We start from the raw sequence: 25,322 nt of genomic DNA on the forward strand, positions 1-25,322 counted from the left end.
CGCCGGGGCGCCGGCGCGGCCGTCCCTCAGCCCCAGAGCCCGGCGCGCTGGGCGAGGACCGCCAGGGCGACGGGCCCGGCGGAGGCCGTGCGCATGACGTGAGGTCCGAGGCGCACGGTGCTCGCGCCGGCGGCCTCGAGGGCGGCGGTCTCCTCGGGGGCGATGCCGCCCTCGGGACCGACGACGACGGCGAGGAGCGGCGCCTCGGCGGACTGCCCGGGATCCCCCGTCGCGCTGGCGGCCGCGGGCTCAGGCAGCGCCGCGCCGCCGACAGGGGCCATGCCCTCCTCGTGGAGGACGAGGACCGCTCCCCCGGCGTCGACGGCGTCGTGCACCCAGGCGACGAGCCGCTTGGTGGAGACGGGTTCGAGGACCTCGGGGACGCGTGCTCGGCGCGCCTGCTTGGCGGCCTCGTGGGCGGTGGCCTGCCAGCGGCCGCGTCCCTTGGCGGCCTTCGGGCCGTTCCACACGGAGACGCAGCGACTCGACTGCCACGGGACCACGAGGTCGGCGCCGACCTCGGTGGCGGTCTCGACGGCCTGCTCGTCGCGGCCGCCCTTGGCGAGGGCCTGGACGAGAGCGAGGCGGATCGGCGGCGCGGGTTCCTCGACGCGCTCGGTGACGCGCACGCCGAGGCGGTCCTTCGCTCCTCCGGTGCCGGGCTCGGTCACCTCGCAGACGAGGCGCAGCCCCTCGCCGTCGACGAGGTCGACGCGCTCGCCGGCGCGCAGCCGGCGCACGGTGACGGCGTGGCGGGCCTCGGCGCCGGTGAGGACGAGGAGGTCGCCGGACTCGGCGCGGTGGGCGGCGCCGGCGGGCTCGAGGGTGTCGGGCGTGAGGACGAAGACGGGGGCGGTCACGGGCCGAGCCTACGGTGGCCGGTCGGTCGCGACGCGCCGCGGAGCGCCGAACTAGAGTCGGGAGCATGACCGACCACGCACCGCAGTCCCCTGCACCCGGTACCGAGTTCTCCGTCGCCGCCGACTCGGAGTCGGCCGGGCCGACGGCGACGACGGTCGAGGACTTCCGCACGAACCTGGCGGCGGTCCGTGCCCGCCTGGAGGCGGCGGCCGCCGCGTGCGGGCGCGACGCCTCGGGGATCCGGCTCCTGCCCGTCTCCAAGACCGTCCCGGAGGAGCGGCTTCGGGCCGCCTTCGCCGCCGGGATCACCGAGATGGGCGAGAACAAGGTCCAGGAGGCCAAGCGGAAGTCGGAGAACCTGGCCGAGCTCGGCATCCGGTGGGCGCTCATCGGGCACCTCCAGACGAACAAGGCCAAGGACGCGGCCGTCTTCGCCGACGAGTTCCACGCGCTGGACTCGATGCGCCTGGCGGAGGCGCTCGACCGCCGTCTCCAGGCGGTCGGTCGCGGCCTCGACGTCTACGTACAGGTCAACTCCTCCGGCGAGGAGTCGAAGTTCGGCCTCGAGCCCGACGAGGTGCCCGGCTTCCTCGAGCAGGTGCGCGCCTGCTCCTCCCTGCGGGTCCGCGGCCTCATGACGCTCGCCGCCCACACCCAGGACACCGAGCGGGTGCGCGAGTGCTTCCGCCTCATGCGCGAGCTGCGCGACGCGGGGCTGCAGGCCGGCACGGTGGGCGACGGTCAGCTCTCCATGGGCATGTCCGGCGACTTCGAGCTCGCCATCGAGGGCGGCTCGACCTGCGTGCGCGTCGGCCAGGCGATCTTCGGAGCGCGTCAGTACGGCTACGACCACTACTGGCCGGAGGGGCAGCCGCGCGCCTGAGGTGCAGCGCACCTCACGTCCCAGCACGGGACCGGGGCCGGTCCGTTCCCCTGAGGAACGGGCCGGCCCCGGTCTTGTGCTCGAGGCGGGAGGCCGCCGTCGTCGGTCCTTCCCGACCGACGGCGTCCTCCGGACGCTCAGCGGCGCTTCTTGCCACGCCCCTTGCCCTTGCCGCCCTTGAAGGCGTCGGAGAGCTTGCCGGCGATGCCCTCGTCCTTGGCGGCGGGCAGGCCGTCCTCGCCGCGCAGACGGGCGAGCTCGGTGAGGAGCTCCTTCTGGCGCTCGTCCATCCTGGTGGGCGTCTCGACGACGATGCCGACGTGCAGGTCGCCGCGCGAGCTGCGGCGCAGGCGTCCGACGCCCAGGCCGTCGAGGACGACCTCGTCGCCGGGCTGGGTGCCGGCCTTGACGCTCACGGTGCGCTCGCCGTCGAGGGTCTCCAGCGGGAAGGAGGCGCCGAGGGCGGCGGCCGTCATGGGGACGCGCAGCTCGGTGTAGAGGTCGTCGCCCTGGCGCTCGAGGAACTCGTGCGGGCGCTCGTGGAACTCGAGGTAGAGGTCGCCGGCCGGGCCCCCGGCGGGGCCGGCCTCGCCGCGGCCGGACATGCGCATGCGCAGGCCGTCGGTGACGCCCGCGGGGACCTTGACCTCGAGGTCGTTGTGGACGTGGACGCGGCCCTCGCCGGCGCACTCCTTGCAGGGGGTGACGATGACGGTGCCGTAGCCCTTGCAGGTGGGGCAGGGCGAGCTGGTCATGACGTTGCCGAGGAAGGAGCGCTGCATCTGCTGGATGGAGCCCTGCCCGTTGCACTGGGAGCAGGTGACCGGGGAGGTGCCCGGGGCGCAGCACGAGCCGTCGCAGACCTTGCACGTGACGTAGGTGTCGATCGGCACGGTCTTCGTGGCGCCGAAGGCGACGTCGGCGAGGTCGACCTCGACGGCGACGAGGGAGTCGGAGCCGCGACGGGCTCGGGAGACAGGGCCGCGACCGCCGGCGCCTCCGCCGAAGAAGGTCTGGAAGATGCCGCCCAGGTCGCCAAGATCGGGGCCGGCGCCGCCGAAGCCGCCGAATCCGGAGGCGTCGGGGCCGCCGAGGTCGTACATGCGGCGCTTCTCCGGGTCGGAGAGGGTCTCGTTGGCGGCCTGGACCTCCTTGAACTCCTCCTCGTGGCCCGGGCCGGCGATGTCGGGGTGGAGCTGGCGGGCCTTCTTGCGGTAGGCCTTCTTGATCTCCTCGGTGCTCGCGTCGCGGGAGACGCCGAGGACCTCGTAGTAGTCGCTCACTGAGACGTTGTTCCTTCGTGGGTGGGTGGTGGCGGGCGGTGCCCGCTCTCACGGGTGTCTGCGGGACCGGCGGCGCTGGGCGCCCGCCGGCCGGGTCTGGTGGTGGACCGGTCAGTCGCCGTCGTCCCCGGGGTCCTCTCCCCCGGCGAGGAAGCGGGAGAGGTAGCGGGCGACGGCGCGGACGGCGGCCATGGTGGCCGGGTAGTCCATCCTCGTGGGGCCGATGACGCCGAGGTGGGCGACGGCGTCGTCCGGACCGGTGCCGTAGGAGGCGGAGATGACGCTGGCCTCGGCGAGGGCGTCCTCGTGGTTCTCCGAGCCGATGCTCACGCGCATGCCGCCCGCGCCGGAGCGGGTGAGGCGGCCCGGCACCGAGGAGGCGGCGACGTCGGGGTCGGTGAAGAGGCGAAGGAGGACCACCTGCTCCTCGACGGCGTCCAGGAGGGGGCCGATCGAGGAGAAGTCGAGGGTGGAGCGGGCGAGGTTCGCGGTGCCGGCGACGACGAGCCGCTCCTCGGCGTCGGGGCGCAGGGCGTCGACGAGGGCGGAGGTGACGGCGGCGAGGAGGACGCGCTCCTCGGCGGGGGCCTGCTCGGCGAGGGCCGCGAGGGCGGGGGCGACGTCGTCGGCGCGACGGCCGACGAGGGCGGTGTTGAGGCGGGCGCGCAGGGTCTCGAGGACGAGCGGGTCGACGACGTCCTCCGGGGAGACCGCGCGGGCGCCGCGTCCGTCCCGTACCTCGGGCTCCGCGCCGAGGCTGACGGTGCGCTGCTCGACGCGGCCGGTGTCCGTGATGATGACGAGGAGGACTCGCGTGGGCGACAGGGCGACGAGCTCAAGGTGGCGCAGCGCGGTGAGCCGCAGGCTCGGGTACTCGACGACGGCGAGCTGCCCGGTGAGCTGGGCGAGGACGCGGACGGTGCGGGCGACGACCTGCTCGAGGTCCGCCTCCCCGGTGAGGAGGGCGGTGATGGCGGCGCGCTCGGGCGCGGAGAGCGGCTTGACGCGGGCGACCTGGTCGACGAAGAGGCGGTAGCCCTTCTGGGTGGGGACGCGTCCGGCGCTCGTGTGGGGCTGGTGGAGGTAGCCCTCGTCCTCGAGGGCCGCCATGTCGTTGCGGATGGTGGCCGGGGAGACGCCGAGGCGGTAGCGCTCGACGAGGGCGCGTGAGCCGACGGGCTCGCGGGTCCGCACGTAGTCGGCGACGATGGCGGAGAGCACCTTGAGGCGGCGGTCGTCGGCCATGGGGGTGCTCCTTCCCGGTGTCGTCCGTGATGCCAGTGCTGGGCTCTCCCAGCGTCCCCCTGCGCGCCGTTAGCACTCGCGGGGTGTGAGTGCCATCCTACGCCGGGCCCCGGCGGGTCACCCCTTCGCCCTGCGTGACCTTCACCTAGCGTGCCCAGGGTGAACGCGCCCCTGCCCTACCGCTCGAAGATCACCCCCGGCTCGACCGCGGCCCGCCGCACCGCGCTGCGCGAGCAGGCCGCGGCGGGCGGCGCACCGGCGGCGTCGGGAGGCGGGATGGCCTCGCAGCGCTCCGCCGGCCGGGCCGGCGCGGCTCGCACGGGCCGGGGCCCGGCTACCGGTGCGGGCGCCGGGAGGGGCGCGACTCCCCCGCCGGCGCGTCCCTCGGCGACGAACCGCTACGGCGGGGACGTGCTCGCAGCGGACCCGCACCGCGTCGGGCCGAACGCGATCCGCCCCGAGTCCGTGCACGTCGCGGTCACGCGCGGGATGGTGCTCGAGGACCGGGAGACCGGCTTCGTCGGGGCGGCCGTCGCCGTGGAGAAGTCCGGCGGGCGCCACGTCGTCGTCCTCGAGGACCGGCGAGGCGTGCGCCGCGGCTTCAGCCTCGGCCCGGGCTTCTGGCTCGAGGGGCGCCCCGTCATCGTCGACCCGCCCGTCGCGCGCAAGCGCCCGCCCTCGGGGCCTGTCTCCTCCGGCGGGCGGAGGCTGACGGCCTCGGGCTCCTACGCCGTCGAGGGCGAGGCGGCGAAGGTCGCCCGCGCCTCCCGCATCTGGGTGGAGGGCAAGCACGACGCCGAGCTCGTCGAGAAGGTCTGGGGCGACGACCTGCGCCACGAGGGCGTCGTCGTCCTCCTGCTCGACGGCGTCGACAACCTCGAGGCGGTCATGGCGGAGTTCGGGCCGGGCCCGGACCGGCGCGCCGGTGTACTCGTCGACCACCTCGTGCCCGGGTCGAAGGAGTCGCGGATCGCCGACCGCGTGCGCAAGGCCCCCGGCGGGGAGAACGTGCTGGTCCTCGGGCATCCCTACATCGACGTGTGGCAGGCGGTGAAGCCGGAGCGCGTGGGCCTGACGGAGTGGCCGCGCGTCCCCAAGGGGACCGACATCAAGCACGGGACCCTCGAGGGCCTCGGCTGGCCGCACGAGTCCCAGGCGGACATCGCCCGCGGCTGGCAGCGGATCCTCGCGACGGTGCGCTCCTACAAGGACCTCGAGCCGAGCCTCCTGGGCCGCATGGAGGAGCTCATCGACTTCGTCACCGCCCCCGGCACCCGCTGAGATCGGGACCAGCAGGCTCAGGCTGTGATGTCACGACGACGGATCGAGGCGAGGTACCCCGCCACGAGAAGCACCGCGGCGTAGGCGGCCAGGACGAGGAGTCCGCCCTGCCAGCTCAGCCCGGCCTGGACCATCTGCGAGGTGTTGCCCGCCGCCTTGTCCACCGGCCAGACCGCCGACCAGTTGGCACCGCCTGGGAGGAACTGACCGATCCTCTGCAGGTTCTCGGACTCGTTGCACAGGGCCGTTACCGTCGGCTCGACCAGCAGGGCGAAGACGAACACCGTGACGATCGCCGCCAGCTGGTGCCGCATAAGCATCCCGAGGCCGAGTCCGATGAGCGTCCACAGCGCGAAGACGCCCACCGTCCGCAGCGCCATCCACCAGTACGTGGCGCCCTCCAGCGCCGTCGGCTCGCCCATCCCCGCGAGCACAGCCGCGATGACGGCCACGGACCCGAGCACCGTCACCACCGCCGCGACCAGGCCGACCGCGAGACCCGAGGCCGCCTGGTTGAGGTACATGCGCAGCCTTGAGGTACTGTAGAAGACGAGTCGCGCGACCGTGCGGTGGCGGAACATCTGCGTGGCAACGAGCACACCGAGGACGAAGGGGAGGATGTAGCCCGAGCGGCCGACGTAAGAGTAGACGTACCCCAGCGCGACGGCGGCCGTCCCGTCCTGGCCGTAGCCCCGAGCGATGTTGCTCGTCACGAGAGCGCACAGCGCGCACAGGAAGCCCCCGAGCACGACCGACGTGAGGATGACGGCTCGGTCGCGCGCCACCCCGGACATCTGGGACATGAGCTCATTCATGGCTGGACGCCTCCTTCTCGGCGAGCTTCCCGGATCGGATGAGGTGGTAGACGAGGTCGAGGCTCGGGCGAACGGACTCGGCGACCGCCGCGTCGATGCCGCAGACCACGGCCATTTCCTGGACGGCCCCAAGGTCCTCGGCCCGCACTGCCAGCTCCGCCGGCCCGGACTGGTGGACGTCGATCCCGCGCTCTGCGAGCGCCTCGGCGAGCTCGAAGGCTCGCGGGCCCGTGAGCAGGGAGAAGGTCCCGGCGAAGGACCCGAGCAGCTCGTTGTACGAGCCCGACCAGGCGACCCGTCCGTCGACGAGGAAGGTGGCGTCGTCGATGAGGCCCTCCGCCTCGCCCAGGAGGTGGGAGCTTAGGATGACGGCTCGGCCGTCGGCTGCCATCCGACGCACCGTCCGGCGGAACCACGCGATCCCGTCGGGGTCGAGCCCGTTCGTCGGCTCATCGAGGAGGACGACGTCGGCGTCGACGAGGAGCACCTCCGCCAGCCCGAGGCGCCGTCGCATGCCGAGCGAGTACGCTCCGATCCGGCGCCTCGCCGCGGACGCGAGCCCCACGCTCTCAAGCACCTCGCCGACACGGTCCCGGTCGCGCCCGAACCGGCGGGCGACCGTCCGAAGGTGGTCGCGGCCCGAGAGGAAGGGGTTGTACCCGAAGGAGTCGAGGAGGACCGCCATTGGCTCGCGCCCCGGGAGACCGGATGCGGCGGTGTCGAGGCGGACGGTACCGCTGTCGGGGCGCACCAGCCCGGCGAGGATCGACAGGGTGGTCGTCTTCCCGGAGCCGTTCGGCCCGAAGAACCCGCGCACCCGCCCTGGGGCCGCCTCGATGGAGACGTCGGCGAGGCGGAACGCCCCGTAATCCTTCGTCAGCCCCGAGGCCCGCAGCCACGGGGTGCGCGCGGTCGGCGGGGCCGCCGTCGGCGCTGTGGGTGTCGCAGTGGTCATGGGATCCCTTTCACTGAGCGGGCACGAGCCCTGGGCAGGATGGTTCGGCCTCGCCCACCATCTGGGAGCGGGCGAAGGCTGCGTACTCGGGACAGGTGAGGAGCAGCTCCTCGTGCGGTCCCAGCGCGACGAGCCGTCCGGCGACGAGGAAGGCGATCCGGTCGGCACCGACGACCGTCGAGAGCCGGTGGGCGATGACGAGGCGCGTCGCCTCGAGGCGGGCGAGGTGCTCGTGGACGAGGGCCTCCGACGGCCCGTCGAGGCTCGACGTCGCCTCGTCGAAGATGACGAGGTCGGGACTCCCGGCGAGGGCACGCGCGATGGAGAGGCGCTGGAGCTGCCCGCCGGACAGCCCCTGCCCTGCCTCCCCGAGCGGAGTGGCCGCGCCGAGCGGCATCCGGGCGACGTCGTCGGCCAGGGCAGCCGCCTCCAGTGCGGCCTGGACATCGGTATCGGTGACCCAGGTGCGTCCAGCGCGCACGTTCTCCCGGATCGACGCCGCGACGCCGGTCGCGCCCTGGGTGACGACCCCGGCGCGGCGCCTGAGGGACCGCAGGTCGACCCTGCTCAACGGGGTGCCTCCGAGGAGTACCCGGCCCTGGTTCGGCTCGATGAGGCCCAGGAGCAGCCGGGCGAGGGTCGACTTGCCGGAGCCCGACGGCCCGACGACCCCGACCAGCTCGCCGCGGTGCAGTGCCAGGGACACCTCCGACAGGACGTCCGGGCCGCCCTGCGAGTACGAGAACGAGACGCCGTCGAGCACGAGGTCCTGGTTGAGGTCCGCGGCGGTGCCGTCAGGGTGGACGTCCTCCTGCTGCTCGTCGAGGAGGTCGTGAAGCCGGTCGAGGTGGACGCGGACGGTCTGGATGACCTGGAGGTTCATACCGATCTGCTGGACCGGGGTGAGGGCCGCTGCCGCCAGCGCGTTGACGGCCAGCATCTGCCCGAGGCTGAGTCGGCCGGCAAGGACCTCGTGCGCGCCGATGAGGAGCAGCACGGCCGGTCCCACGTAGCCGATCGTCGCGAGGAAGGCGGCCAGGTGGTTGTCGAGCCGCTGCCGCCGCGCGGAGAGCCGGAGCTGACGCTCATAGGCGCCCCGCCACGATCCCAGGACCTCCTCCTCGATCCCGAGCGCCTTGGAGGTCTCCATCCCTCCGAGCGCCTCGACCATGACGGACTGGGTCCGGGACATCTCGTTGACCTCGCGATCGGCGAGGGACTTGGCGCGGGGGCCGTACAGGCCGATGGACACGCCCTCGACCAGCGCGATCGCGGCGAGCGCGAGCACGTGGACGGGCGACCACGAGGCGATGAGCGCCGTGTAGACGGTCACGAAGACCAGGTCGACGAGCGTCGGCAGGATGCGGCCCGACAGCGAGTCCCTGACGAAGGAGATCGACGAGAAGCGCACGAGGATGTCCCCGGCCGGTCGGCCCTGGAAGAAGAGGAACGGGAGACGGACGAGGTGATCGAGGATCGCCGCCGTCATCTCGCCGTCGGAGGTCTTCTCGAACCAGATGATGACGGCGCTGCGCAGGACCGAGACCGCGAGGTGGACGAGCGCGAGCGCGGCGACGACGAGGGCCATGACCCGGTACGGACTCGAGGAGACGACCACTCCGAGCGAGTCGACGAGGTAGGCGGTCAGGGCGGCCGGGAGCATGCCGATCACGGCAGCGAGGAGGGAGAGGGCGAGGACCGAGGCGATCTTGCCGCCGATCCCCGGTACGAATGAGGCGACGAAGCGGGAGGCGCCCTCCCGGCGGCGTGGGCATCGCACCGCGGCGGTGGTGGGCGCCACGCGGAGGGCGACGCCCCGGTACCGGGATGCCGCCTCAGTGGGGTGGCAGGTCATCCGGCCTGCGGAGGGATCGATGACCCTCACGCCGCGCCGGTCGATCCGCTCGACGACGACGAAGTGTGCCTCCTCCCAGGCCACGACGAGCGGTGCGCCGACTGCGGCGACCACCTGGTCGAGGGGTCCGCGGAACGCGCGGGCTGAGAAGCCCTCCTCCTCCGCGAGGCGCTTGAGCGCGAGCATGGAGGCGCCGTCCCGTCCGATGCCGGCTCGGCCGCGGAGCTCGGCGAGGGGGACGTGGTGGTCGAAGGAGGCCATCGCCATGGCGAGGCTCGCGATGCCGCACTCCGTGCGCGTCGCCTGGAGGATGACCGGGCACCGGCGTCGTCGCAGTCTCATGGCATGATCCTCGAGGCGAGCACGGACACGGCCCGGACCTCGCGCCCGTCGACGATCACGGCAGCACCGACCGGCACCGTGCCGGCCCCCGTCACGCGGACGAGGATCCCCGTGGAGGTCCTCCCGGCGATGACGCCCTCGAGCGTCTCGGAGCCGGAGTCGTTCTGCGGCCGCGCCGTGATGGGGTCACCGACAGCGAGCAGGGAGCCGGCGCCGCTGAGGACGAGGCGTCCAGGTGTCGACTCGAGGACCTCGAGGCGGTAGGTGGACCTCAGCGACAGGGAGGCCGCGAGCGCGAGGACGAGGACCGCGGCGGTGACGAAGAGGACGAGCTCCCAGCGTCGCGGCCGGACCTCCTCGAGGCTGAGCATCGGAGTCGGGCGCGTCATCAACGGACCCCCAGGCTGAGGAGGTCGAGCCTTGGTTCCGACCGCGCCGAGAAGGCCAGTCCCCAGGCCATCCCCGTCAGTCCCATCATGAGGTCGGGCAGGGCCGTCCCGCCGCGGGCACCGGATCTCCAGGCGCTCCGCCGGCCCAGGAGCGCCCTCCAGTAGGGCGCCGTCCTCGCCCGGGCCTCGTCCCGGTCGGCGAGCGCCTCCCACATCGCCTCGAGGCACAAGATGTTGCCGACGTTGCCGTGGCACAGGGACTCGTTGCCGACGTCACCGGTGCCGTCAACGAGGGCGTCGAGGGTCTCGGTCGTGGCGACGAGGGCCGTGCGCAGCTCCCGGGACGCCGCGCGCGTGACGAGGCCCGGGACCGTGGAGAGGAGCAGGGCGCGTGCGAATCCGGCGCCGGGGCTGCCGTGGCACCACGCCCTCATCGTCCCGGCTCCCGAGGCGATCGACTCCGGCCGCAGATCGGGCCAGTCGCCGGCGGGCGTCACGTGCGACGACTCCCAGGCGAGGGCGTCGTGCGCGGCTGCGAGGAGCGAGTCGTCATCGAGGACGCGTGCGGCGGTGCCGAGCGCCCAGGCGGCTCCCGAGGCGCCATGCGAGAAGCCGAGCAGCCGGGCGCCGTCGCCCGCCTGCGGCCAGGACAGTCCGTCGTCGTCCCTCACGGCGGATGCCACCAGGCCATCGGCGAGGATCCGGATGGTGGACCGCGACTCCTCCCCCGCGATATCGGCCACGGCCGCCGCGGCGAGGATCCCGCCGGCATTGCCGGAGATGACGTCGTGGAAGCCGTCAGCCGGGGCCATCTGGCCGAGCATGCGCACGGCCGAGGCGCAGGCGGAGCCGAGCCCCGGGGCGCCGCCGGCACGGTGCGCCGCCGCGGTCAGCAGGGCGACGCCGCTGACCTGACCGTAGGCTCCCGTCGAGAGGTCCCGGATGTTCTTGCGGACGGCGGCGTCGTCATTGGACACGAGTTCGCGCAGACCGAGCGCGGTGGCGTGGGAGGCGGTGACGAGACCCGCGGCCCGCGGGGAGCCGGTCATCTCGGCGATGAGCCCGGCTGCCATCGCGATCCCCGCGGTCCCGGAGTAGAGGTCGAGGCCGCCCGGGGTGAGGGACCAGCGACCCGGTGCCGAGGCCGACAGGGTGATCGAGCCGAGCCCCTCCGCCCCGGCGAGGAGTCCGTCTGCTGCGTCAAGCAGCGCGGCGGCGGCCTCGAGCTTGTCGTCGTCGAGCGAGCCGGCGCCACTGGGCGGGAGGAGCACAGGCTCGGGCGAGGCCGGGGCGTCCGGCAGGCAGGCGAAGGCGAGGCGGATGACGTGGTCCTGGATCTCGAGGTCGGAGGGTCCCATGACGGCCAGGCTCCGTGCGAGGCTGTCCGCGGGAGCCTCGAGCTGCGCCACCAGGGACGTGCCGTCGGAGGCGGTGAGCCGGCCTGTGGCGACGTCGAGGGCGAAGATCGGAATGTCCCCGGCGAGGAGGTCGGCCGTCTCCGCGCCGATGAGCGCGGCTCGGTGCTCGCGGCCGACGAAGTGGGCGAGGAGCTTGCCGAGAACGAGGTGGCGGTCGAGCGCATCGCCCATGAAGTCGGGGTGGTAGGACTCGGCGAGGATCTTGCCGTAGACCATCGTCGGGCGGGCGATGAACCGGGACTCGGTGCCCGTCCGCCCTCGCACGAGGCCGAGGATCGCCTCGCGGGCCGCCATCACCGCGCGGTAGGCGGCGTCGAACCCGTCCTCGAAGGACGCGGCGGCGGCGTGGAGCAGCTCGCGTCCGCGCGCTCCCGGCTCCGAGTCGAAGACCGCCCGCTCGTACTCGATCCGCATGCGCGCCGTGCCGGCGTCGAGGAGCCTGGGCATCTGCAGGCCTCCCGCCCTCCCGGGCGTGTAGCCGATGACTGAGACATCGGCGGGCTCGACGTCCGGGGCTCCCCGAAGGACGAGCGGATGAGGGAGGACGCCCACACCGAGGCACGAGCTGTCGAGGGCGTCGGCGCCAGCGTTCGTCGCCGAGTCCGGGCGCTCGACACGGTAGTCCCGGGAGGTGTGGAGGACCGACTCAAGGTCGATCGCCACCGGTCCGTCCTCGCCCAGGACGACGTTCTCGTGGTGGAAGTCGTTGGCGCGCAGCGTGTGCAGCACGGCCGTGAGAGCGCCGAGAGCCTCGGCCATCGGCGCAGCCGTCTCCGGGCGGACGGGGGCGGACTCGATGAACTCCTGCCAGAAGCAGTCCTCCCCGGACACGACGGCGGGCACGCGCAGGGGCGGGAGGGACGGGTCGGCGGACCTGACCGCGGTCAGTACCTCCTCGACCAGTCCCTCCATCCTCGGTGCCCTCGGCTTGTAGACGAAGCGCCCGGCATCGCTGTTCAGGAGGACGACGGAGCGCCCTCGGCGGTGCGAGTCCCCTGCGTCGAAGGCTGCGGTGACCCAGGTCGGCCGGCGGCCGCCGAGAAGCGTCTCGGCGATGATCGGCAGGTCGCGGTCCAGGGCGGTCGCGAGCTCGAGACGTCGCTCGACCCACATTCCGAGGCGCTCGACGACGCCCCGGAGCATGAGGGGGTACCGGGCGTAGAGGCGCTCCTGGGTCCGAGCCTCGCGCAGGAGCGCTGTGTAGCACTGGTAGACGTCCGTCTCCGGGACGTCGACCAGCGTTCCGCCAGGCGACCGCCGCTCTTCGTGCATGTCCTGGACCAGGCACGGCACCGTGATCGACGAGAGATCCTTGACCGGCACGGACTCAGCCAGTGACCTCAGGAAGAGCTCCCCGGTGAGCGCCGGCGAGACGATCCGCTCGCGGAGCCCATCGAGGAGCTCGAGCGCGGCGCCCTCGACGAGCGGGTCGACGAGGTTGTAGAGCTCGCGGTCGTGGACCTCGTGAGGCCCGTGATCGACGGCGGCGCGGTGCCACCGCTCCGCGCGGAGGAGCCAGTCCGGCGGGTTCGCCCCCGCACGTGCGCACAGCGACTCATCCTCCTCCCCGAGGAGGTCCAGCAGCTCCGTCCAGGTGACGCCGAGGGGCGCTACCGCGGCGTCGTGGTCGAGGGAGGTGCGGTGGAAGACGGCGAGCTCCTCCCAGCGGTTGGCGCGTGCCGAGGCCCGAGCGGCGTCGATGCTGGTGGGGGCCCCTGTGAGCCCCCGGCGCTCGGCGATCGTCAGCGCGCGCCACCAGGGGACGTCTCGATAGCGGGTCATGGTTCCCTCCTCGTCGGGAGCTGGGGATCGTGGTCGGGGCCGACCTCAGGGCCGCCCGGCCCCGACCACGACGTCATGGCGTCACCGGCATGTGCCCTGGCTGCAGGCGAGCCCGCACTTGGTGAAGCTCGAGTACCAGGGGACGCACCAGCAGCAGCCGAACGTGTACATCCATCCGGATCCGGCCGCACCGGCCACGTCCTGCAGCTCGAGGTCCGTGAGCTCGTCGAGGTCGACCTCGACGACGGGGGTGTTGCTCATCTCCATCACCTCCGTCCTCAGCAGCATCCGCGGGTGCCGAGACGGCACGAGCCCCACAGGGCCGTGTCGTTCCAGCAGGCGGTCACGGTCGTCACGACGAAGGCGGCGCAGGGAATGCTCGTACCGCCGTCGATGACAGCCATCTCGTCGTCGTCGAGTTCGACGACGTGGACGGGGTTCTCCTTCAGGTGCATGGTTCCTCCTAGGGTTTGGTGGGGTGGCCTGAGCACTCGCTCGGGCTTCGCTAACGGTCCGGCAATACCGGACCTCCGCGGCACCTTCATGCGTAGTTCGGCTGATCGACCAAAGCGTTGTCTATGCGCGCCGTGCGACGAGCACCTGAGCAATAAGACCGATCGCGGAGCCGAGGGCGAGGGCGGCACCGACACCGAGGACAACTGGGCTGCCTAGGGTGATGACGTCGACGATCACAATCGCGACGCCGGCGATCATCGCGATGAGCCAGCGATTCTTCTTCTCCATGGTGAAACCCTCCGAATCAGACCGGGTCCGAGGCGCCCGGGCTGGCTCGATCGTCAGAGAAACGCGCACGTCTGCGGTACATCAAAAAGGCGGTACAAAACCGTACCAAGGGAGTGCAATCCTCATCCCTCAGGAGGAACTCATCGCCGGCAGACGAGGTAGATCCATGGACACTCACGGCAGAGAAAGTTGTTCTGGGCGCTGACCTCCAAATCGGACGCTATGAGGAGCGGCCCTGCGAGCGGCACCAACGACTGACTAGGGCCCGATACCTACAGGTTGCTCGGCGGCGGCACCGTGTCTGACGTCGTCCAGAACGGCGTAGGCATTGTCGACAGGCCGAGAACTAGCGAGGCGGTGACGGTCAATCCAATCTTCATCATGGAGGATCTCCTGGTTAGGGCGAGACGGAGACGGCACGCTGCCATCCCCCGATGAATGCTCCACGAACGACGGGAACCAGGACCATGAACGAAGGTGCTCCGCGGACCAGACGCAAGACCGTAGACCATCGGCCCCAACGGGGGGATGCAACTGAACCGACTCAGGAGACCTGTCGCCCAGCGAGCCCGTGCTCGAATGCCGTCACGACGACGTGGAGCCGGGAGGTGCAGCCCATCTTGGTCATGATGGCCGAGACGTAGGCCTTGACCGTCGACTCCGACAGGCACAGGCGCCGCGAGATCTCGCGGTTCGGGGCGGCCTCGCACAGGAGCTGGAGGACGTCGCGCTCGCGGTCCGACAGCCCGAAGTCCTCGGTGCCGGACCGCACGAGCCCGGCCGGGGCCAGCTCCCGGACGAGCCGGGCGTTGACAGCCGGGGATACGGGGACCCCGCCCTCGAGGGCGGCGCGCGCGGCGGCACGGATCTCCTCGGGCCGTGAGCTCTTGAGGAGGTAGCCTGCGCCGCCGCCCATGAGGGCCCGGTACATGACCTCGTCATCGTCGAAGGAGGTAAGGAGAAGGACACGGACCCCGGGATGCTCGACGGCGATCCGCTCGAGCGCCGTCGGCCCATCCATGATGGGCATGCGCACGTCCAAGAGCACGAGATCCACCTCATGGCCCCGCAGGTAGTCTAGTGCCTCAGCACCATTCGGGAGCTGGGCGACAACCTCAACGCCGTCCTCGCGCTCGAGGTAGAGCGCGAGCCCCACGCGAATGATGGGCTCGTCGTCGACGATGAGGAGCCTCGCGGGGAGACCGACCACGAGTTCAGGCCTCCCTCCGCGCCACGGGGGCATCAGGCTCCGAACTGGCCGCCACCGACAAGTGAAGCACCCACGCGCCGACCGCCGCCCGACTCATGAGGGACGCGCCCGCCGCCTCTGCCTGCCTCTTCATGCTACTGATCCCCAGATGCGCCGAGCCGGGGCTCCTCGGCTCCTCAGGGATCCCATTGATGATGACGAGCTCGCACGCTCCACGCTCCCGCCCGAGGAGGATCCTCACCGGCTGGGCCGCGTCGCCGTGACGCCGAGCGTTCGTGCAGCCCTCGGCGATGACGCGGCGCAGGAGCGCCGTCGTCCTGGCACCGAGACCGTCAGGCACCGCGCCGAAGACCTCGACAGCGAAGCCCGCGGAGCGCAGGAGCGTGACCTCGCCGTCGAGCAGCTGGGAGGGAGCTGGCGCATCCTCCCGCTCGGGGAACACGATCACGGAGGCGGGCGCTCCGCCCGTCCGGCCGATTGCCGACGCAGTGTCGCGGGGCTCCGGGGCGCGGAGCACCTCGAGGATCCCGCGGAGGTCCCTTGTGAGCTCCCGGCACTGGTCCCCGATGTCGGACATGGTCGAGGCGAGGGCGGGATCGTCGTCGTAGGTGAGTCGCGTGGACTCAGCCCGAACGGCGATCCCGGCTGCCATCCTGGCGACGGAGTCGTGGAGCTCGGCGGCGATGGCCCGGCGCTCATCGGATCGGGCGCGCTCAAAGCCTTCCTGCATGGCTCGCGCTCTGCGGCGCACCTGGTTACCTGTCATACCAACGACTATGGCCAAGACGATGAGGGTGGCCCACAGCAGCCCATTCGCGAGGCTCTCGGCCATCGTGGCCTCGGTGCTCACAGGCACGGTCAGCAGCGCGAGATCCGCGACCCCGAGAAGGACAGCTTTCCTCATCGAGCCTCGAAAACCGAGGACGGCCAGCGGAAGCAACGGACTGAACCCCGTAAGACTCAGGAAAGGATGCTCAATCACACCGGCAGCGCCTACCACGAGGAGCATCCCGCTTCCAGCGACCTCAGGGAGCCATCCCGAGACAGAGCCCAGAACGGTCAGAGCCCCTATCGCAATGACAGCCACCCCAGACGCCTGCTCCCCAGCGAGACTAACCACGGAGATCGTTGTGAGATCTAGAGTCAACAGGCTCGTGAGGAGGGTTGTCGTCCTCAAGTCATTGGAGTCATCGGGAACAAGCGAAAGCATCTCGGCGGCCACCAGGAGTTGCAGGAAGCCGGACCCCAGTCGGGCCAAGCGGGACTTATACTAACGCTATCAGAGGTCCCCGCTCCTCGCGGGCGTGCCGATGTCAAGTTCGTTCCAGGCACACGACGCTACCCACAACACCCACCACAACTAGGGCCATGGCTAGATCCTGCCCAGCCATCGCCGGCGCTCGCCACAGGGTCCTCTCCTCCCGGCCGAGTCCGCGGGACTCGAGCGCGAGGGCGATCCGCTCGGAGGACCGCACCGCCGTGACGAGCAGCGTGAAGGCGGCCGAGTCGAAGGCTCCGATCCCCGCCGCTCCGCGCCGACCGCGCTCGGGCCCGCGCACCCGCTGCGCGGCGCGGATCGTGCGCCACCGCTCCGGCATGGAGACGAGCATGCGGTGCCCGGCGAGGACGGCGTAGGCGTAGCGGGGGCTGAGCCGGGCGTCGTGGATGAGGCTCGCCATGAGGGCCCGGGGCGGCGTCGTCGCGAGGAGCGCGATGGTGAGCACCCCGATGAGCAGGGCGCGAAGGGCGAGGGCGAGCCCGATGAGCAGTCCCTCGCGCGTGGCCGTGAGCGGTCCTGCGCTGAGGACCGGCGTTCCCGGCCGGGTGACGGCGTTGACGAGCACGATGCCGACGGCGAAGAGCGCGAAGGGCGCCTGCCCGAGGAGCAGCGCCCGCGCGGTGACGCGCCCCGCCGTCGCCGCGCCGAGGAGCGCGAGCAGGTACAGGACCAGCACGGGCCCGGGGTCTATGAGGAGCATGACGGCGAGCGAGACGACGAGGACGACGCCCAGCTTGACGCAGGGGTTGCGGCGGGAGAGCCAGGAGCGGTTCATGCGGCGGCTCCGTCCCGTGCGCCGTCGACCATCGCGTCGAGCTCCCTCAGCACGCGGGCGTCCGCCTCGCGCACGAGCCGCGAGGGCCGCAGCCCCGCACGCTCCATGAGGGCGCCGTCCCGCAGGATCGCGCCCGGATCGCCGTCGGCCAGGATCGTTCCCCCGCCGACGACGAGCACGCGGTCCGCCCAGGCGGCGACCGCGCGCATGTCGTGGGTGCTCACGAGGACGCACGCACCGTCGTCGGCCGTCTCTCTCAGCATGGCGAGGACGGTGCGGGAGGCGCGTCGGTCCAGGCCGAAGGTCGGCTCGTCGGCGCACAGGAGCCGACGGCGGTGCAGGAGCACGGAGACGAGCGAGAGGATCCGCTTCTGCCCGCCGGAGAGGCGGAAGGGGCTGCGCTCGGCGAGGCGGGCGAGGCCGGTGGCCTCGAGGGCGGCGTCGACGCGCGGCCCGTCGTCGTCCGGGAGCCCCCACGCGGCCTCGGCGCGCACCGTCCTGCGGGCCATCTGGGCCTCGGGGTCCTGGAAGACCATGGCGGCGCGCGGCGCGGTGACGGTTCCCGCGAGCGGATCGGCCAGTCCCGCGAGCGTCGTGAGGAGGCTCGACTTGCCGGAGCCGTTCGCCCCGATGATGGCGACGAGCTCCCCAGGTGCCGCGTCCAGGTCGACGCCCGTGAGGACCCGCCGTCCCCGGCCGCCGGCGGCGACGTCGAGCCCGCGGGCCACGAGCACGGGCTCTCGCTCCGGCTCGTGCTCGGGCTCCGTCTGCGCGGCGCCGACCGCCTGCGCGGGCGCCGCCCCGTCTCCGAGCCCGGCGAGCCGGCCCCGGATCCCGGGGACGTCGAGCGCCGGGGCGAGCTCCTCCCCCACCGGCTCGGCGTCGTCATGGTCGCCGAGGAGCGCGTGGAGCTCGAGGTCGGCGGGGAGCCAGCAGCCCTGCTCGAGCAGCCCGCGCACGCTCCCCCAGGTCATCGCGGCGAGCGGCGCGTCGCTCACGGGGTGGCCGGTGTCATCGAGGACGAGCCAGCGCGGGGGCAGGGCGGCGGGCCCGGCGTCGCCGGTGAGCTCGTCGAGGCGGTGCTCGACCATGACGGTCGCGGCGCCGAGGCGCTGCGCGGCGGCGTCGACGGCCTCGCGGACGGAGGCGACGCCGTCGGCGTCGAGCATCGAGGTGGGCTCGTCCAGGAGCAGGAGGACCGGGTCGCCGGCCAGGCCCGAGGCGAGGTCGACGCGCTGGAGCTCGCCGCCGGACAGGTCGCTCGTGGCCCGGTCCCGGAGGTGGCCGGCGCCGGCGAGGGCGAGCGCCCGGTCGATGCCCGCGTCGATCTCGCCGACGGGTGCGCCGACGCACTCGAGCGGGAGCGCGACGTCCTCGTCGACGCGTCCGAGGCAGACGGCGTCGGCGGGGTTCTGGAGGACGACGCCGACCCGCCCCGCGAAGTCGTGGACGGGCGCGGTGAGCGGGTCGAGGCCGACGACGTCGAGGCTGCCGGTGACGCGGGCGTCGGTTACCTGGGGGACGGCCCCGTGGAGGAGCCGAAGGACCGTCGACTTCCCGGAGCCGGACGGGCCGACGACGAGGAGCCTCTCGCCCGCCGCGAGGCTGAGGGTCAGCGGGCCGACGCCGTCTCCGTCGGGGTAGACGGCCTCGACGTCGTGCAGGTCGATGACGGGGCGGGCGGTCCCGGACGGGGGCCGCGATGCGCTCCGGCGCCCGGTGGCGGCCTGGCCGACGGCGTCCCTCCCGGGGCGGGCCTCAGGCGCGCTCACGACGGGCGGCCAGGACGCGGGCGGGGTCCTCGCGGACGATGGCGAAGGAGTCGAGGGCGCCGGAGGCGCGCAGGGCGTCGACGATGACCTTGGCGAGGAGCCCGCCGAGGATGAGGCCGGAGACCTCCTGCATGCCGAGGCGCAGCCAGATGATCGACTGGCCGTACCAGCCCGAGCGGAAGGCGTCCCAGAAGAAGATGAAGAAGGAGCCGGACAGGCCGGAGAGGGCGTAGGCGAGCCAGTCGTAGCGGCGGTAGCGGGTGAGGAGGAAGGGCAGCTCGCTCCCGGCGCCCTGGATCGCGGCGGACAGGAGCAGCACGGGCCCCACCGGGGAGCCGAGGAAGAGGACCTCGACGGCCGCGGCGATGACCTCGGCGATGACGCCGACGCCGGGGCGCCGGATGATGGCGATGCTGACCGGCGCGACGAGGAGCCAGCCGCCGAAGAGGACGTGCTGGGCGAGGTCGCCGGCGGGCCCCATGGCGACGGACAGGAGGTTCCAGGCCTGGACGAGCGCCCAGTACAGGAAGCCGAAGACGGCGCCGAGCATGACCATGAGGACGATGTCGCGCAGGGCGAGGGCCCGGCGTCCGGGGGCCGGTGCGGGGCGGGCGGTGCCGGTGGCGGGTGCGGTGTTCTCAGGCACGGTGGGACTCCTCGGGCTGGTTGGCGGCGCCGGCGCCGTCGGTGCTGCGCCCGCTGTGGCTGGGGCTGTTGATGGAGACGGTGAGGTGGGTTGTGACGTGCTGGACGTGGCGGCCCACGAGGGTCCATCCGGCGAAGGCGGTGGCGATGACGGCGCCGAGGTCGCCCTCGAGGCGGGTGTAGAAGTGCTCGGAGCCGGCGTAGGTGCCGAGGTCGCGCGCGTGGTCGATGGCGGCGTGGATGTCGCGCATGTGGTCGGGGGCACGTCCTGGCCCGGTCCCGGTGCCGGGCGCGGGCGCGTCGGCGAGCGGGTAGAGGGCCCACTCGGCGCTGGCCCGGGTGCCTGTGCGCCGCGGCAGGGCGACGGGGACGACGCGCGGTCCGGCACCGCCGGGCAGCTCGCAGGCGACCTCGCCGGGGCAGCCGCGCGAGAGGGTGAGGGTGAGGCTCGCGTGACGGCCGGTGCGGGCGACGGCGTCGGCGACGTCGGTGACCCATCGCTGGACGTCGTCCTCGGAGCCGCCGACGTAGGTGGAGACGTCTCCGGTCTGCGTGACGAGGCCGGTGGTGTCGAGGCCGGCCAGGGCGCCGAGGATGACGTCGACGTAGTCGTCGGCCATGACGGCCACAGTCACGCGGGCGCCGACGCCGAAGCGCAGCGGGTCCCGCTGCAGGGCGAGGCGCTCGTCGTCGGGGCTGGTGGCGGGTGCCGTGGGGTCGGTGCTGGTGCCGACGGCGGGCGTGGTGCGGGGCGTGCTGGGCATGCCGCAGTCCTCCCTTCGTCGGGAGAACGCGGCGCGTCCGCGCGCAGCGCCCTGAGATCATCGCTTCCTACGCCGGTGCTAACCGGACAGGTTCAACGGTCGGAGCGTCTGGCTCCCTCTCAGCCCGGCGGTTCCGGGCTCCCGTGCGAGGTCCACCCTACGCCGTCGACGGCGAAAGAAGCGCGCCACGGCCTTTTCAAGAGCCACAGTGGCTCACCGCGACCGGGATCGCCGAGCGCTGGCCTTTCGCGCCGAACGCGTGGGTCCGGCCCCGGCGCTCAGCGCGAAAGGTCAGCGTTCGACGCGGGGCCGGGTACGACGCACGGCGGCGCCCCCGCAGGATCCACCATCGGGTCCTGCGGGGGCGCCGTTATGTCAGCGCCCGGCGCCCGGGCGTCCTGGAGCACCACTGGTGCGCCCGGGATTCAGGCGACCGACGAGCCTCCGACCACTCGTTTCACCTCGGCGATGAAGGCCACATCATCGAGGACTCCCCTGTCATGCATGCCAACGACCTGACGCAAGGTCTCAAGCTCCTGGGATCCTCGCGACGACGTGTCCGACACCGCGGACGGTGCGACTCCTCCAAGCACGGGCGAGCCCTGGTAGTTGACGTGCTGGGTGTTCTGCAGCCGGAGGTAGTTCTCGCGAGCGTCACGGGCCACGCGGTTGATGATCTCGACCCCGTCACGGAAGTTGGGGATGTCCTCGAGCTCGACCGTCTCGCGCTGTCCCGTCGGGCGGACGACGTGAACCATGGCCGCCGCCAGCTTGCGAGTCTTCTGGATCATCGACTGCTTCATGTCGACGTCGACGATGCCCCTCGTCGGGATCTGCTGGGCGTTCGTCCGCAGCGCGCCCTTCTCGAAGTAGAGGTACTCAGCGGTGAGGCGGTAGCGGCCCGGCGCAATCGTCGTGAGGGGTTGGCCCGTGGCACCCCACAGATCGCCGGGCTGCAGGTGCGAGAGGTCTCCGAAGTTCACAGTCATGGGCGCCACGCCACTGGATTGGGCGGGCTCGTCCAGGTCCAAGGATGCCCCCCCCGCGCCCTGCGGCGCTGTGGACGCCCTGTCAGTCTCGAGGACAAATCACGCGACACCCGCACGTCCTCATGCGCCGAGCTCGTACCTTTCGCACCGAGACCATCACCCTTGCTGGTGGTCTCGGTGCGAAAGGTACGAGCTCGGCGCCGTGGTGCGTGGGAAGGTGGCGCTCAGGCGTCCTGGAGGGCGAGCCGCCGCCCCTTGACGATGAGGCGCGCGTCGTTGGCGAGGAGCGCGAGCGTGAGGACGGCGCCGAGCGCCTTGGCCCAGGCGGGCTGGGCGATGAAGAGCAGGACCATCGCGGCGAGGACGGGCACGAGGTAGGTGAAGGTCTTGCCGACGTAGCCGCCGAAGGAGGGCATCTCGACGCCGCGGCCCTCGGCCACGGACTTCACCATGAAGTTGGGGCCGTTGCCAATGTAGGTGATGGCGCCGCACAGGACCGCGCCGAGCGAGATCGACACGAGGTAGACCTCGGGGACGCCGGCGACGGTGGCGCCGCCGGGGTGGGCGACCTTGCCTGCCATCTCGAAGAAGGTGACGTAGGTGGGGGCGTTGTCCAGGACGGAGGAGAGTCCGCCGGTGAAGAGGAAGAAGGTGATCCGGTTGAGGGGGAGCGAGCCGGCGACCTCGTCGAGGTAGTGGAGGGCCGGGATCATGGTGAGGAAGATGCCGATGAAGAGGGTGGCGACCTCCTGGATCGGCCCCCACTCGAACTGGTTGTCCTCGAAGCGCGCTCGGCGGTCCCCGAAGCGGTAGCAGCCCAGCGCCGCGATGAGCATGATGATCTCGCGGGTGGGGATCCACTCCATGAGGGTGGCGTGGCCGGCCTCGATCGCCTCGGTGTCGATCGAGGGCGCGAGGGCGACGGCGAGGATGATGACCGCGAACCAGGCGAGGTTGGCGGCGCCGCGCAGGCCGAGGGGCTCGATGTCGGCGCGGTCCTCGCGGACGTTCTCGCCGGGCTCCTGCGCGTAGTAGTAGTGGTCGAGCGCGTAGTAGGTCGCGAGCAGCATCGCGTTGGTGAAGAACCACTCGCGGAACAGGCTGAAGGTCCACAGGAAGGGCACGCCGCGGAGGAAGCCGAGGAAGAGCGGCGGGTCGCCGAGCGGGGTGAGCAGGCCGCCGCAGTTCGCGACGATGAAGATCGTGAACAGGACCGTGTGGACGCGGTAGCGGCGCTCGGCGTTGGTGTTGAGCAGTGGGCGGATGAGGAGCATGGCGGCTCCGGTGGTGCCGACGAAGCTGGCGAGGACGCCGCCGATGCCGAGGAAGATCGTGTTGTTGCGCGGGGTGGCCTGGATGTCGCCCTTGAGGAAGATGCCGCCTGAGACGACGAAGAGGGCGAGCAGGAGCGCGATGAACTGGACGTACTCGACGACGGAGCCGAAGACGACGGTGAATCCGCCGGCGATCCACATCCAGATGGCGACGGGGATGCCGAGGACGAGGGCGACGGTGAGCTGGCTGGATCGCTTCTCCCACCACTCGGCCGTCGCCGGGACGAGTGGGAGGACGGCGATGCAGGCGAGCATCGCCGCGAAGGGAAGGATGGACCACCACTGCAGCTGCACGCGGATCTCCTCTGGGCTCGGGGCCGCCCCTGGGAGAGGCGGAGGCGCTGACGCGCCCGTCATTCGTTCTCACTCTACGACGTGGGATGTTTCGATCCTCGGGACGTTCAGGGCGTGCTCCGGGCGAGGATCGCCGACGGCGGTCGCTGAGCAGCGCCAGCCTGCCGGCGGGGTGCCTGGTGCCGCGGCCGGCCCGCCCGCCCCGCTGCCACCCGGAGCGGAGTCGGGACGACACGCCGATGGTCCGCTGGGAGGAGGCCGACGACGTTCGCAGCCGGGAGGATGACCGTCATGAGCACGCAGAACGACGCGCCTCTCCCCCAGTCCGACGCCGCCGGCTCCACCGTGAGCCCCGAGCAGCGCGAGGCCCTCGACCGGCTCGAGGCGATGGAGGCCCAGCTCGAGGCCGCCCTCCCTCTCGTCTCCGACGCCGAGGCGGGCCTCGCCGCGATCCGCGCGATGATCGAGGCGATGGAGCCGCTCATGGCGGCCTACGACACGACGTGGGTCGAGGACCAGGAGTCGGTCGCGGAACTGGACCCGCCGCTCGCCGTCCTCGGCGAGGACACGGTATGGGACCTCTACGGCCGCGAGCACGCCGTCATGACCGAGCTGCTGCGGCTGTCGGCGCGGGTGCTCGCGCCCGCCGACGAGGACTGACACCCGCTCTCACAGCCTCGCGCCTCGCCGACCCTGCCGGGACGCGCCGGACCGGTGAGGCTCCCGACGCCGTCGGAGGGCACCGCCGGAGGCCATGGATCGCACAGGCGGTCAAGGCCTGACAGCGGCTGCGGACATCCGTGCAGCGACGGGTAACAAACGCTGAACAGATGGTGGCCGTGCGGTAGCGTCGTCGCCTACCCGCGGCGACGACGCCGCGGACCCCACCACCGATCCCGAAGGAACGCGATGCCGCCCTCCTCCCCGACCGCCGAGCCCCGACCCCTGGGGTTCCTGTCCGCCCCGCCGGCCGCTCCCAGGCGGCCCGAGGCCGAGATCGCCCCGGCGTACCGCCGCTGGCGCCCGAGCGTCTTCCTCGGGATCTTCCTCGGCTACGCCGGCTTCTACCTCATCCGCAACAACGTCTCCCTGGTGTCCTCGATCCTCAAGGACCACGACATCATGAACGCGACCGGCATCGGCCTGGTCGCCAACGCCGTCCTCTTCGCCTACGGACTGTCGAAGTTCTTCATGGCGATGCTCTCGGACCGCGCGAACGCCCGCTACTTCATGCCGCTGGGACTGGCGCTGTCCGCCGTCATGAACCTGCTCATCGCCTTCGTCCCGGCGCTGAGCGCCTCCGTGGGGCTCTTCGCGCTGATGATGTTCATCAACGGCTGGTTCCAGGGCATGGGGTGGCCTCCCTCCGGCCGCGTCCTCGTCCACTGGTTCTCCACCACCGAGCGCGGCTGGATGACCTCGATCTGGAACTGCGCGCACAACGTCGGCGGCGCCGGCGTCGGCATCATCTCCGCCTGGGCCCTGTCCACCTTCGCCACCGACTCGGCCGACTGGCGCCCCGCCTTCTGGGCCCCGGCCCTCGTGGCGCTCGTCGTCGCGCTCATCGCCTTCCTCCTCATCCGCGACCGTCCGGAGGCCATGGGCCTGCCGCCGATCGAGGAGTTCCGCGACGACCCGGCCAAGGTCGAGCTCGCCGACGACGGCTCCGAGGGCGCCTGGAAGGACGTCCTGGTCAACCACGTCCTCAAGAACCGCGTCATCGTGCTGCTCGCCGTGACGAACGTCTTCGTGTACACGCTGCGCTACGGCGTCCTCAACTGGATCCCGATCTACCTCACCGACCAGATCCACGGCACGGACGTCACCGACGGCATCCTCGGCTTCGCGATCTACGAGGGCGCCGGCATCATCGGCACGCTCCTGTGCGGCTGGGTCTCCGACAAGGTCTTCCACGGCTGGCGCTCGGGCGCGGGCATGCTGTTCCTGGGCGGCGTCGGCGTGGCCCTGCTCTTCTACTGGCTGCTGCCGACGACGGCCCCGATGTGGGTCTTCTACCTGCTCATCGCCTGCATCGGCGGCCTCATCTACGGGCCCGTCATGCTCATCGGCCTGCAGGCGATCGACCTGTCGCCGCGCTCGGTGGCCGGTACGGCCGCGGGCTTCACGGGACTGTTCGGCTACCTGCTCGGTGCGACGCTCGCCTCGACGGGCGTCGGCCTCCTCATCGACCACTTCGGCTGGAACGTCACCTACGGCTTCCTCGTCGTCATCGTGGTCATCGCCGTGTTCTTCATGTTCGTCATCGGCAAGGACGAGCGCCGTCTCATGAACGAGCGCGCCGCCGCCGCTGAGGCCGCGAAGGCGCACTGAGGCACGAGCGCCGACGACGGGGCGCCGCCGGACCGATGTGGTCCGACGGCGCCCCGTCGTCGTGCGTCGTCCGCAG

Annotated in this window: 23 protein-coding genes and 1 riboswitch; of the genes, 4 read left to right on the forward strand and 19 right to left on the reverse strand. The window is 72.1% G+C overall.

Translation table 11 applies throughout. The features are described 5' to 3' along the window. Positions 1 to 26 precede the first annotated feature (26 nt). Positions 27 to 860, reverse strand: a complete 834-nt coding sequence (locus AXF14_RS11785) for a 16S rRNA (uracil(1498)-N(3))-methyltransferase (protein WP_067943450.1) — start codon at positions 858 to 860, stop codon at positions 27 to 29. 65 nt (positions 861 to 925) lie between these two features. Here AXF14_RS11785 and AXF14_RS11790 point away from each other — a divergent pair, with 65 nt between their 5' ends. Then, complete coding sequence (locus AXF14_RS11790) at positions 926 to 1,744, forward strand: YggS family pyridoxal phosphate-dependent enzyme (RefSeq protein WP_067943452.1); 819 nt, start codon at positions 926 to 928, stop codon at positions 1,742 to 1,744. A gap of 137 nt (positions 1,745 to 1,881) precedes the next feature. On the opposite strand, the gene dnaJ is transcribed toward AXF14_RS11790, so the two are convergent. Further along, positions 1,882 to 3,027 carry a molecular chaperone DnaJ gene (dnaJ, locus tag AXF14_RS11795; protein ID WP_067943453.1) on the reverse strand — a complete coding sequence of 382 codons (1,146 nt, stop codon included), beginning with the start codon at positions 3,025 to 3,027 and terminating at the stop codon, positions 1,882 to 1,884. 111 nt (positions 3,028 to 3,138) lie between these two features. Then, positions 3,139 to 4,272, reverse strand: a complete 1,134-nt coding sequence (gene hrcA, locus AXF14_RS11800; RefSeq protein WP_067943455.1) for a heat-inducible transcriptional repressor HrcA — start codon at positions 4,270 to 4,272, stop codon at positions 3,139 to 3,141. A 150-nt stretch (positions 4,273 to 4,422) separates the two neighbouring features. Here hrcA and AXF14_RS11805 point away from each other — a divergent pair, with 150 nt between their 5' ends. Continuing rightward, the gene (locus AXF14_RS11805; RefSeq protein ID WP_067943457.1) at positions 4,423 to 5,553 is read left to right on the forward strand and encodes a DUF3097 domain-containing protein; all 1,131 of its coding nucleotides are present in this window, start codon (positions 4,423 to 4,425) and stop codon (positions 5,551 to 5,553) included. 17 nt (positions 5,554 to 5,570) lie between these two features. Here AXF14_RS11805 and AXF14_RS11810 read toward each other — a convergent pair whose 3' ends face one another. From AXF14_RS11810 to AXF14_RS11880, 16 genes are all read right to left on the reverse strand, one after another. Continuing rightward, positions 5,571 to 6,368, reverse strand: a complete 798-nt coding sequence (locus tag AXF14_RS11810; RefSeq protein WP_067943459.1) for an ABC transporter permease — start codon at positions 6,366 to 6,368, stop codon at positions 5,571 to 5,573. Then, positions 6,361 to 7,323 (reverse strand): ABC transporter ATP-binding protein, encoded by a 963-nt coding sequence (locus AXF14_RS11815; RefSeq protein ID WP_067943466.1) that lies wholly within the window; start codon positions 7,321 to 7,323, stop codon positions 6,361 to 6,363. The genes AXF14_RS11810 and AXF14_RS11815 overlap by 8 nt, the downstream gene beginning before the upstream one ends. A gap of 10 nt (positions 7,324 to 7,333) precedes the next feature. Next, positions 7,334 to 9,520, reverse strand: coding sequence for a peptidase domain-containing ABC transporter (locus tag AXF14_RS11820; protein WP_067943468.1), 2,187 nt, complete (start codon positions 9,518 to 9,520; stop codon positions 7,334 to 7,336). Further along, positions 9,517 to 9,909, reverse strand: coding sequence for a hypothetical protein (locus AXF14_RS11825; protein ID WP_067943470.1), 393 nt, complete (start codon positions 9,907 to 9,909; stop codon positions 9,517 to 9,519). The genes AXF14_RS11820 and AXF14_RS11825 overlap by 4 nt, the downstream gene beginning before the upstream one ends. Beyond that, a complete protein-coding gene (locus tag AXF14_RS11830; protein WP_067943472.1) occupies positions 9,909 to 13,109 on the reverse strand; it encodes a type 2 lanthipeptide synthetase LanM family protein in 3,201 nt (1,066 codons plus the stop codon). Before AXF14_RS11830 ends, AXF14_RS11825 begins: the two co-directional genes overlap by 1 nt. An 81-nt stretch (positions 13,110 to 13,190) precedes the next feature. Next, a complete protein-coding gene (locus AXF14_RS11835; protein ID WP_150118485.1) occupies positions 13,191 to 13,370 on the reverse strand; it encodes a hypothetical protein in 180 nt (59 codons plus the stop codon). Between the two features lie 17 nt (positions 13,371 to 13,387). Then, positions 13,388 to 13,564 carry a chromosome condensation protein CrcB gene (locus tag AXF14_RS11840; RefSeq protein ID WP_067943476.1) on the reverse strand — a complete coding sequence of 59 codons (177 nt, stop codon included), beginning with the start codon at positions 13,562 to 13,564 and terminating at the stop codon, positions 13,388 to 13,390. Positions 13,565 to 13,685: 121 nt separating this feature from the next. Beyond that, positions 13,686 to 13,853, reverse strand: coding sequence for a hypothetical protein (locus AXF14_RS14020; RefSeq protein WP_169798267.1), 168 nt, complete (start codon positions 13,851 to 13,853; stop codon positions 13,686 to 13,688). Between the two features lie 544 nt (positions 13,854 to 14,397). Next, positions 14,398 to 15,063, reverse strand: coding sequence for a response regulator transcription factor (locus tag AXF14_RS11845; RefSeq protein ID WP_067943478.1), 666 nt, complete (start codon positions 15,061 to 15,063; stop codon positions 14,398 to 14,400). Positions 15,064 to 15,067: 4 nt separating this feature from the next. Continuing rightward, positions 15,068 to 16,285 carry a sensor histidine kinase gene (locus tag AXF14_RS11850; protein WP_150118486.1) on the reverse strand — a complete coding sequence of 406 codons (1,218 nt, stop codon included), beginning with the start codon at positions 16,283 to 16,285 and terminating at the stop codon, positions 15,068 to 15,070. 91 nt (positions 16,286 to 16,376) lie between these two features. Beyond that, on the reverse strand, positions 16,377 to 17,117 hold the full coding sequence (locus AXF14_RS11855) for an energy-coupling factor transporter transmembrane component T family protein (protein WP_067943482.1): 741 nt from the start codon (positions 17,115 to 17,117) through the stop codon (positions 16,377 to 16,379). Next, positions 17,114 to 18,889 (reverse strand): ABC transporter ATP-binding protein, encoded by a 1,776-nt coding sequence (locus tag AXF14_RS11860; RefSeq protein ID WP_067943485.1) that lies wholly within the window; start codon positions 18,887 to 18,889, stop codon positions 17,114 to 17,116. The genes AXF14_RS11855 and AXF14_RS11860 overlap by 4 nt, the downstream gene beginning before the upstream one ends. Next, positions 18,876 to 19,535, reverse strand: a complete 660-nt coding sequence (locus AXF14_RS11865; protein WP_067943487.1) for an ECF transporter S component — start codon at positions 19,533 to 19,535, stop codon at positions 18,876 to 18,878. The genes AXF14_RS11860 and AXF14_RS11865 overlap by 14 nt, the downstream gene beginning before the upstream one ends. After that, complete coding sequence (locus tag AXF14_RS11870; protein WP_067943489.1) at positions 19,528 to 20,298, reverse strand: YkoF family thiamine/hydroxymethylpyrimidine-binding protein; 771 nt, start codon at positions 20,296 to 20,298, stop codon at positions 19,528 to 19,530. Before AXF14_RS11870 ends, AXF14_RS11865 begins: the two co-directional genes overlap by 8 nt. Before the next feature lie 47 nt (positions 20,299 to 20,345). Next, positions 20,346 to 20,453: riboswitch (TPP riboswitch) on the reverse strand. 270 nt (positions 20,454 to 20,723) lie between these two features. Continuing rightward, entirely contained in the window at positions 20,724 to 21,287 is a 564-nt protein-coding gene (locus tag AXF14_RS11875) for a PH domain-containing protein (RefSeq protein ID WP_067943490.1), read from the reverse strand. Positions 21,288 to 21,511: 224 nt separating this feature from the next. Continuing rightward, complete coding sequence (locus AXF14_RS11880) at positions 21,512 to 22,915, reverse strand: sodium:proton antiporter (RefSeq protein ID WP_067943492.1); 1,404 nt, start codon at positions 22,913 to 22,915, stop codon at positions 21,512 to 21,514. Positions 22,916 to 23,206: 291 nt separating this feature from the next. Here AXF14_RS11880 and AXF14_RS11885 point away from each other — a divergent pair, with 291 nt between their 5' ends. Further along, the gene (locus AXF14_RS11885; protein WP_169798268.1) at positions 23,207 to 23,575 is read left to right on the forward strand and encodes a DUF4298 domain-containing protein; all 369 of its coding nucleotides are present in this window, start codon (positions 23,207 to 23,209) and stop codon (positions 23,573 to 23,575) included. Positions 23,576 to 23,824: 249 nt separating this feature from the next. Further along, on the forward strand, positions 23,825 to 25,246 hold the full coding sequence (locus AXF14_RS11890; protein ID WP_067943495.1) for an MFS transporter: 1,422 nt from the start codon (positions 23,825 to 23,827) through the stop codon (positions 25,244 to 25,246). Positions 25,247 to 25,322: the final 76 nt, after the last annotated feature.

The organism is Actinomyces radicidentis, assembly GCF_001553565.1.
GTDB classification, from domain to species: domain Bacteria; phylum Actinomycetota; class Actinomycetes; order Actinomycetales; family Actinomycetaceae; genus Actinomyces; species Actinomyces radicidentis.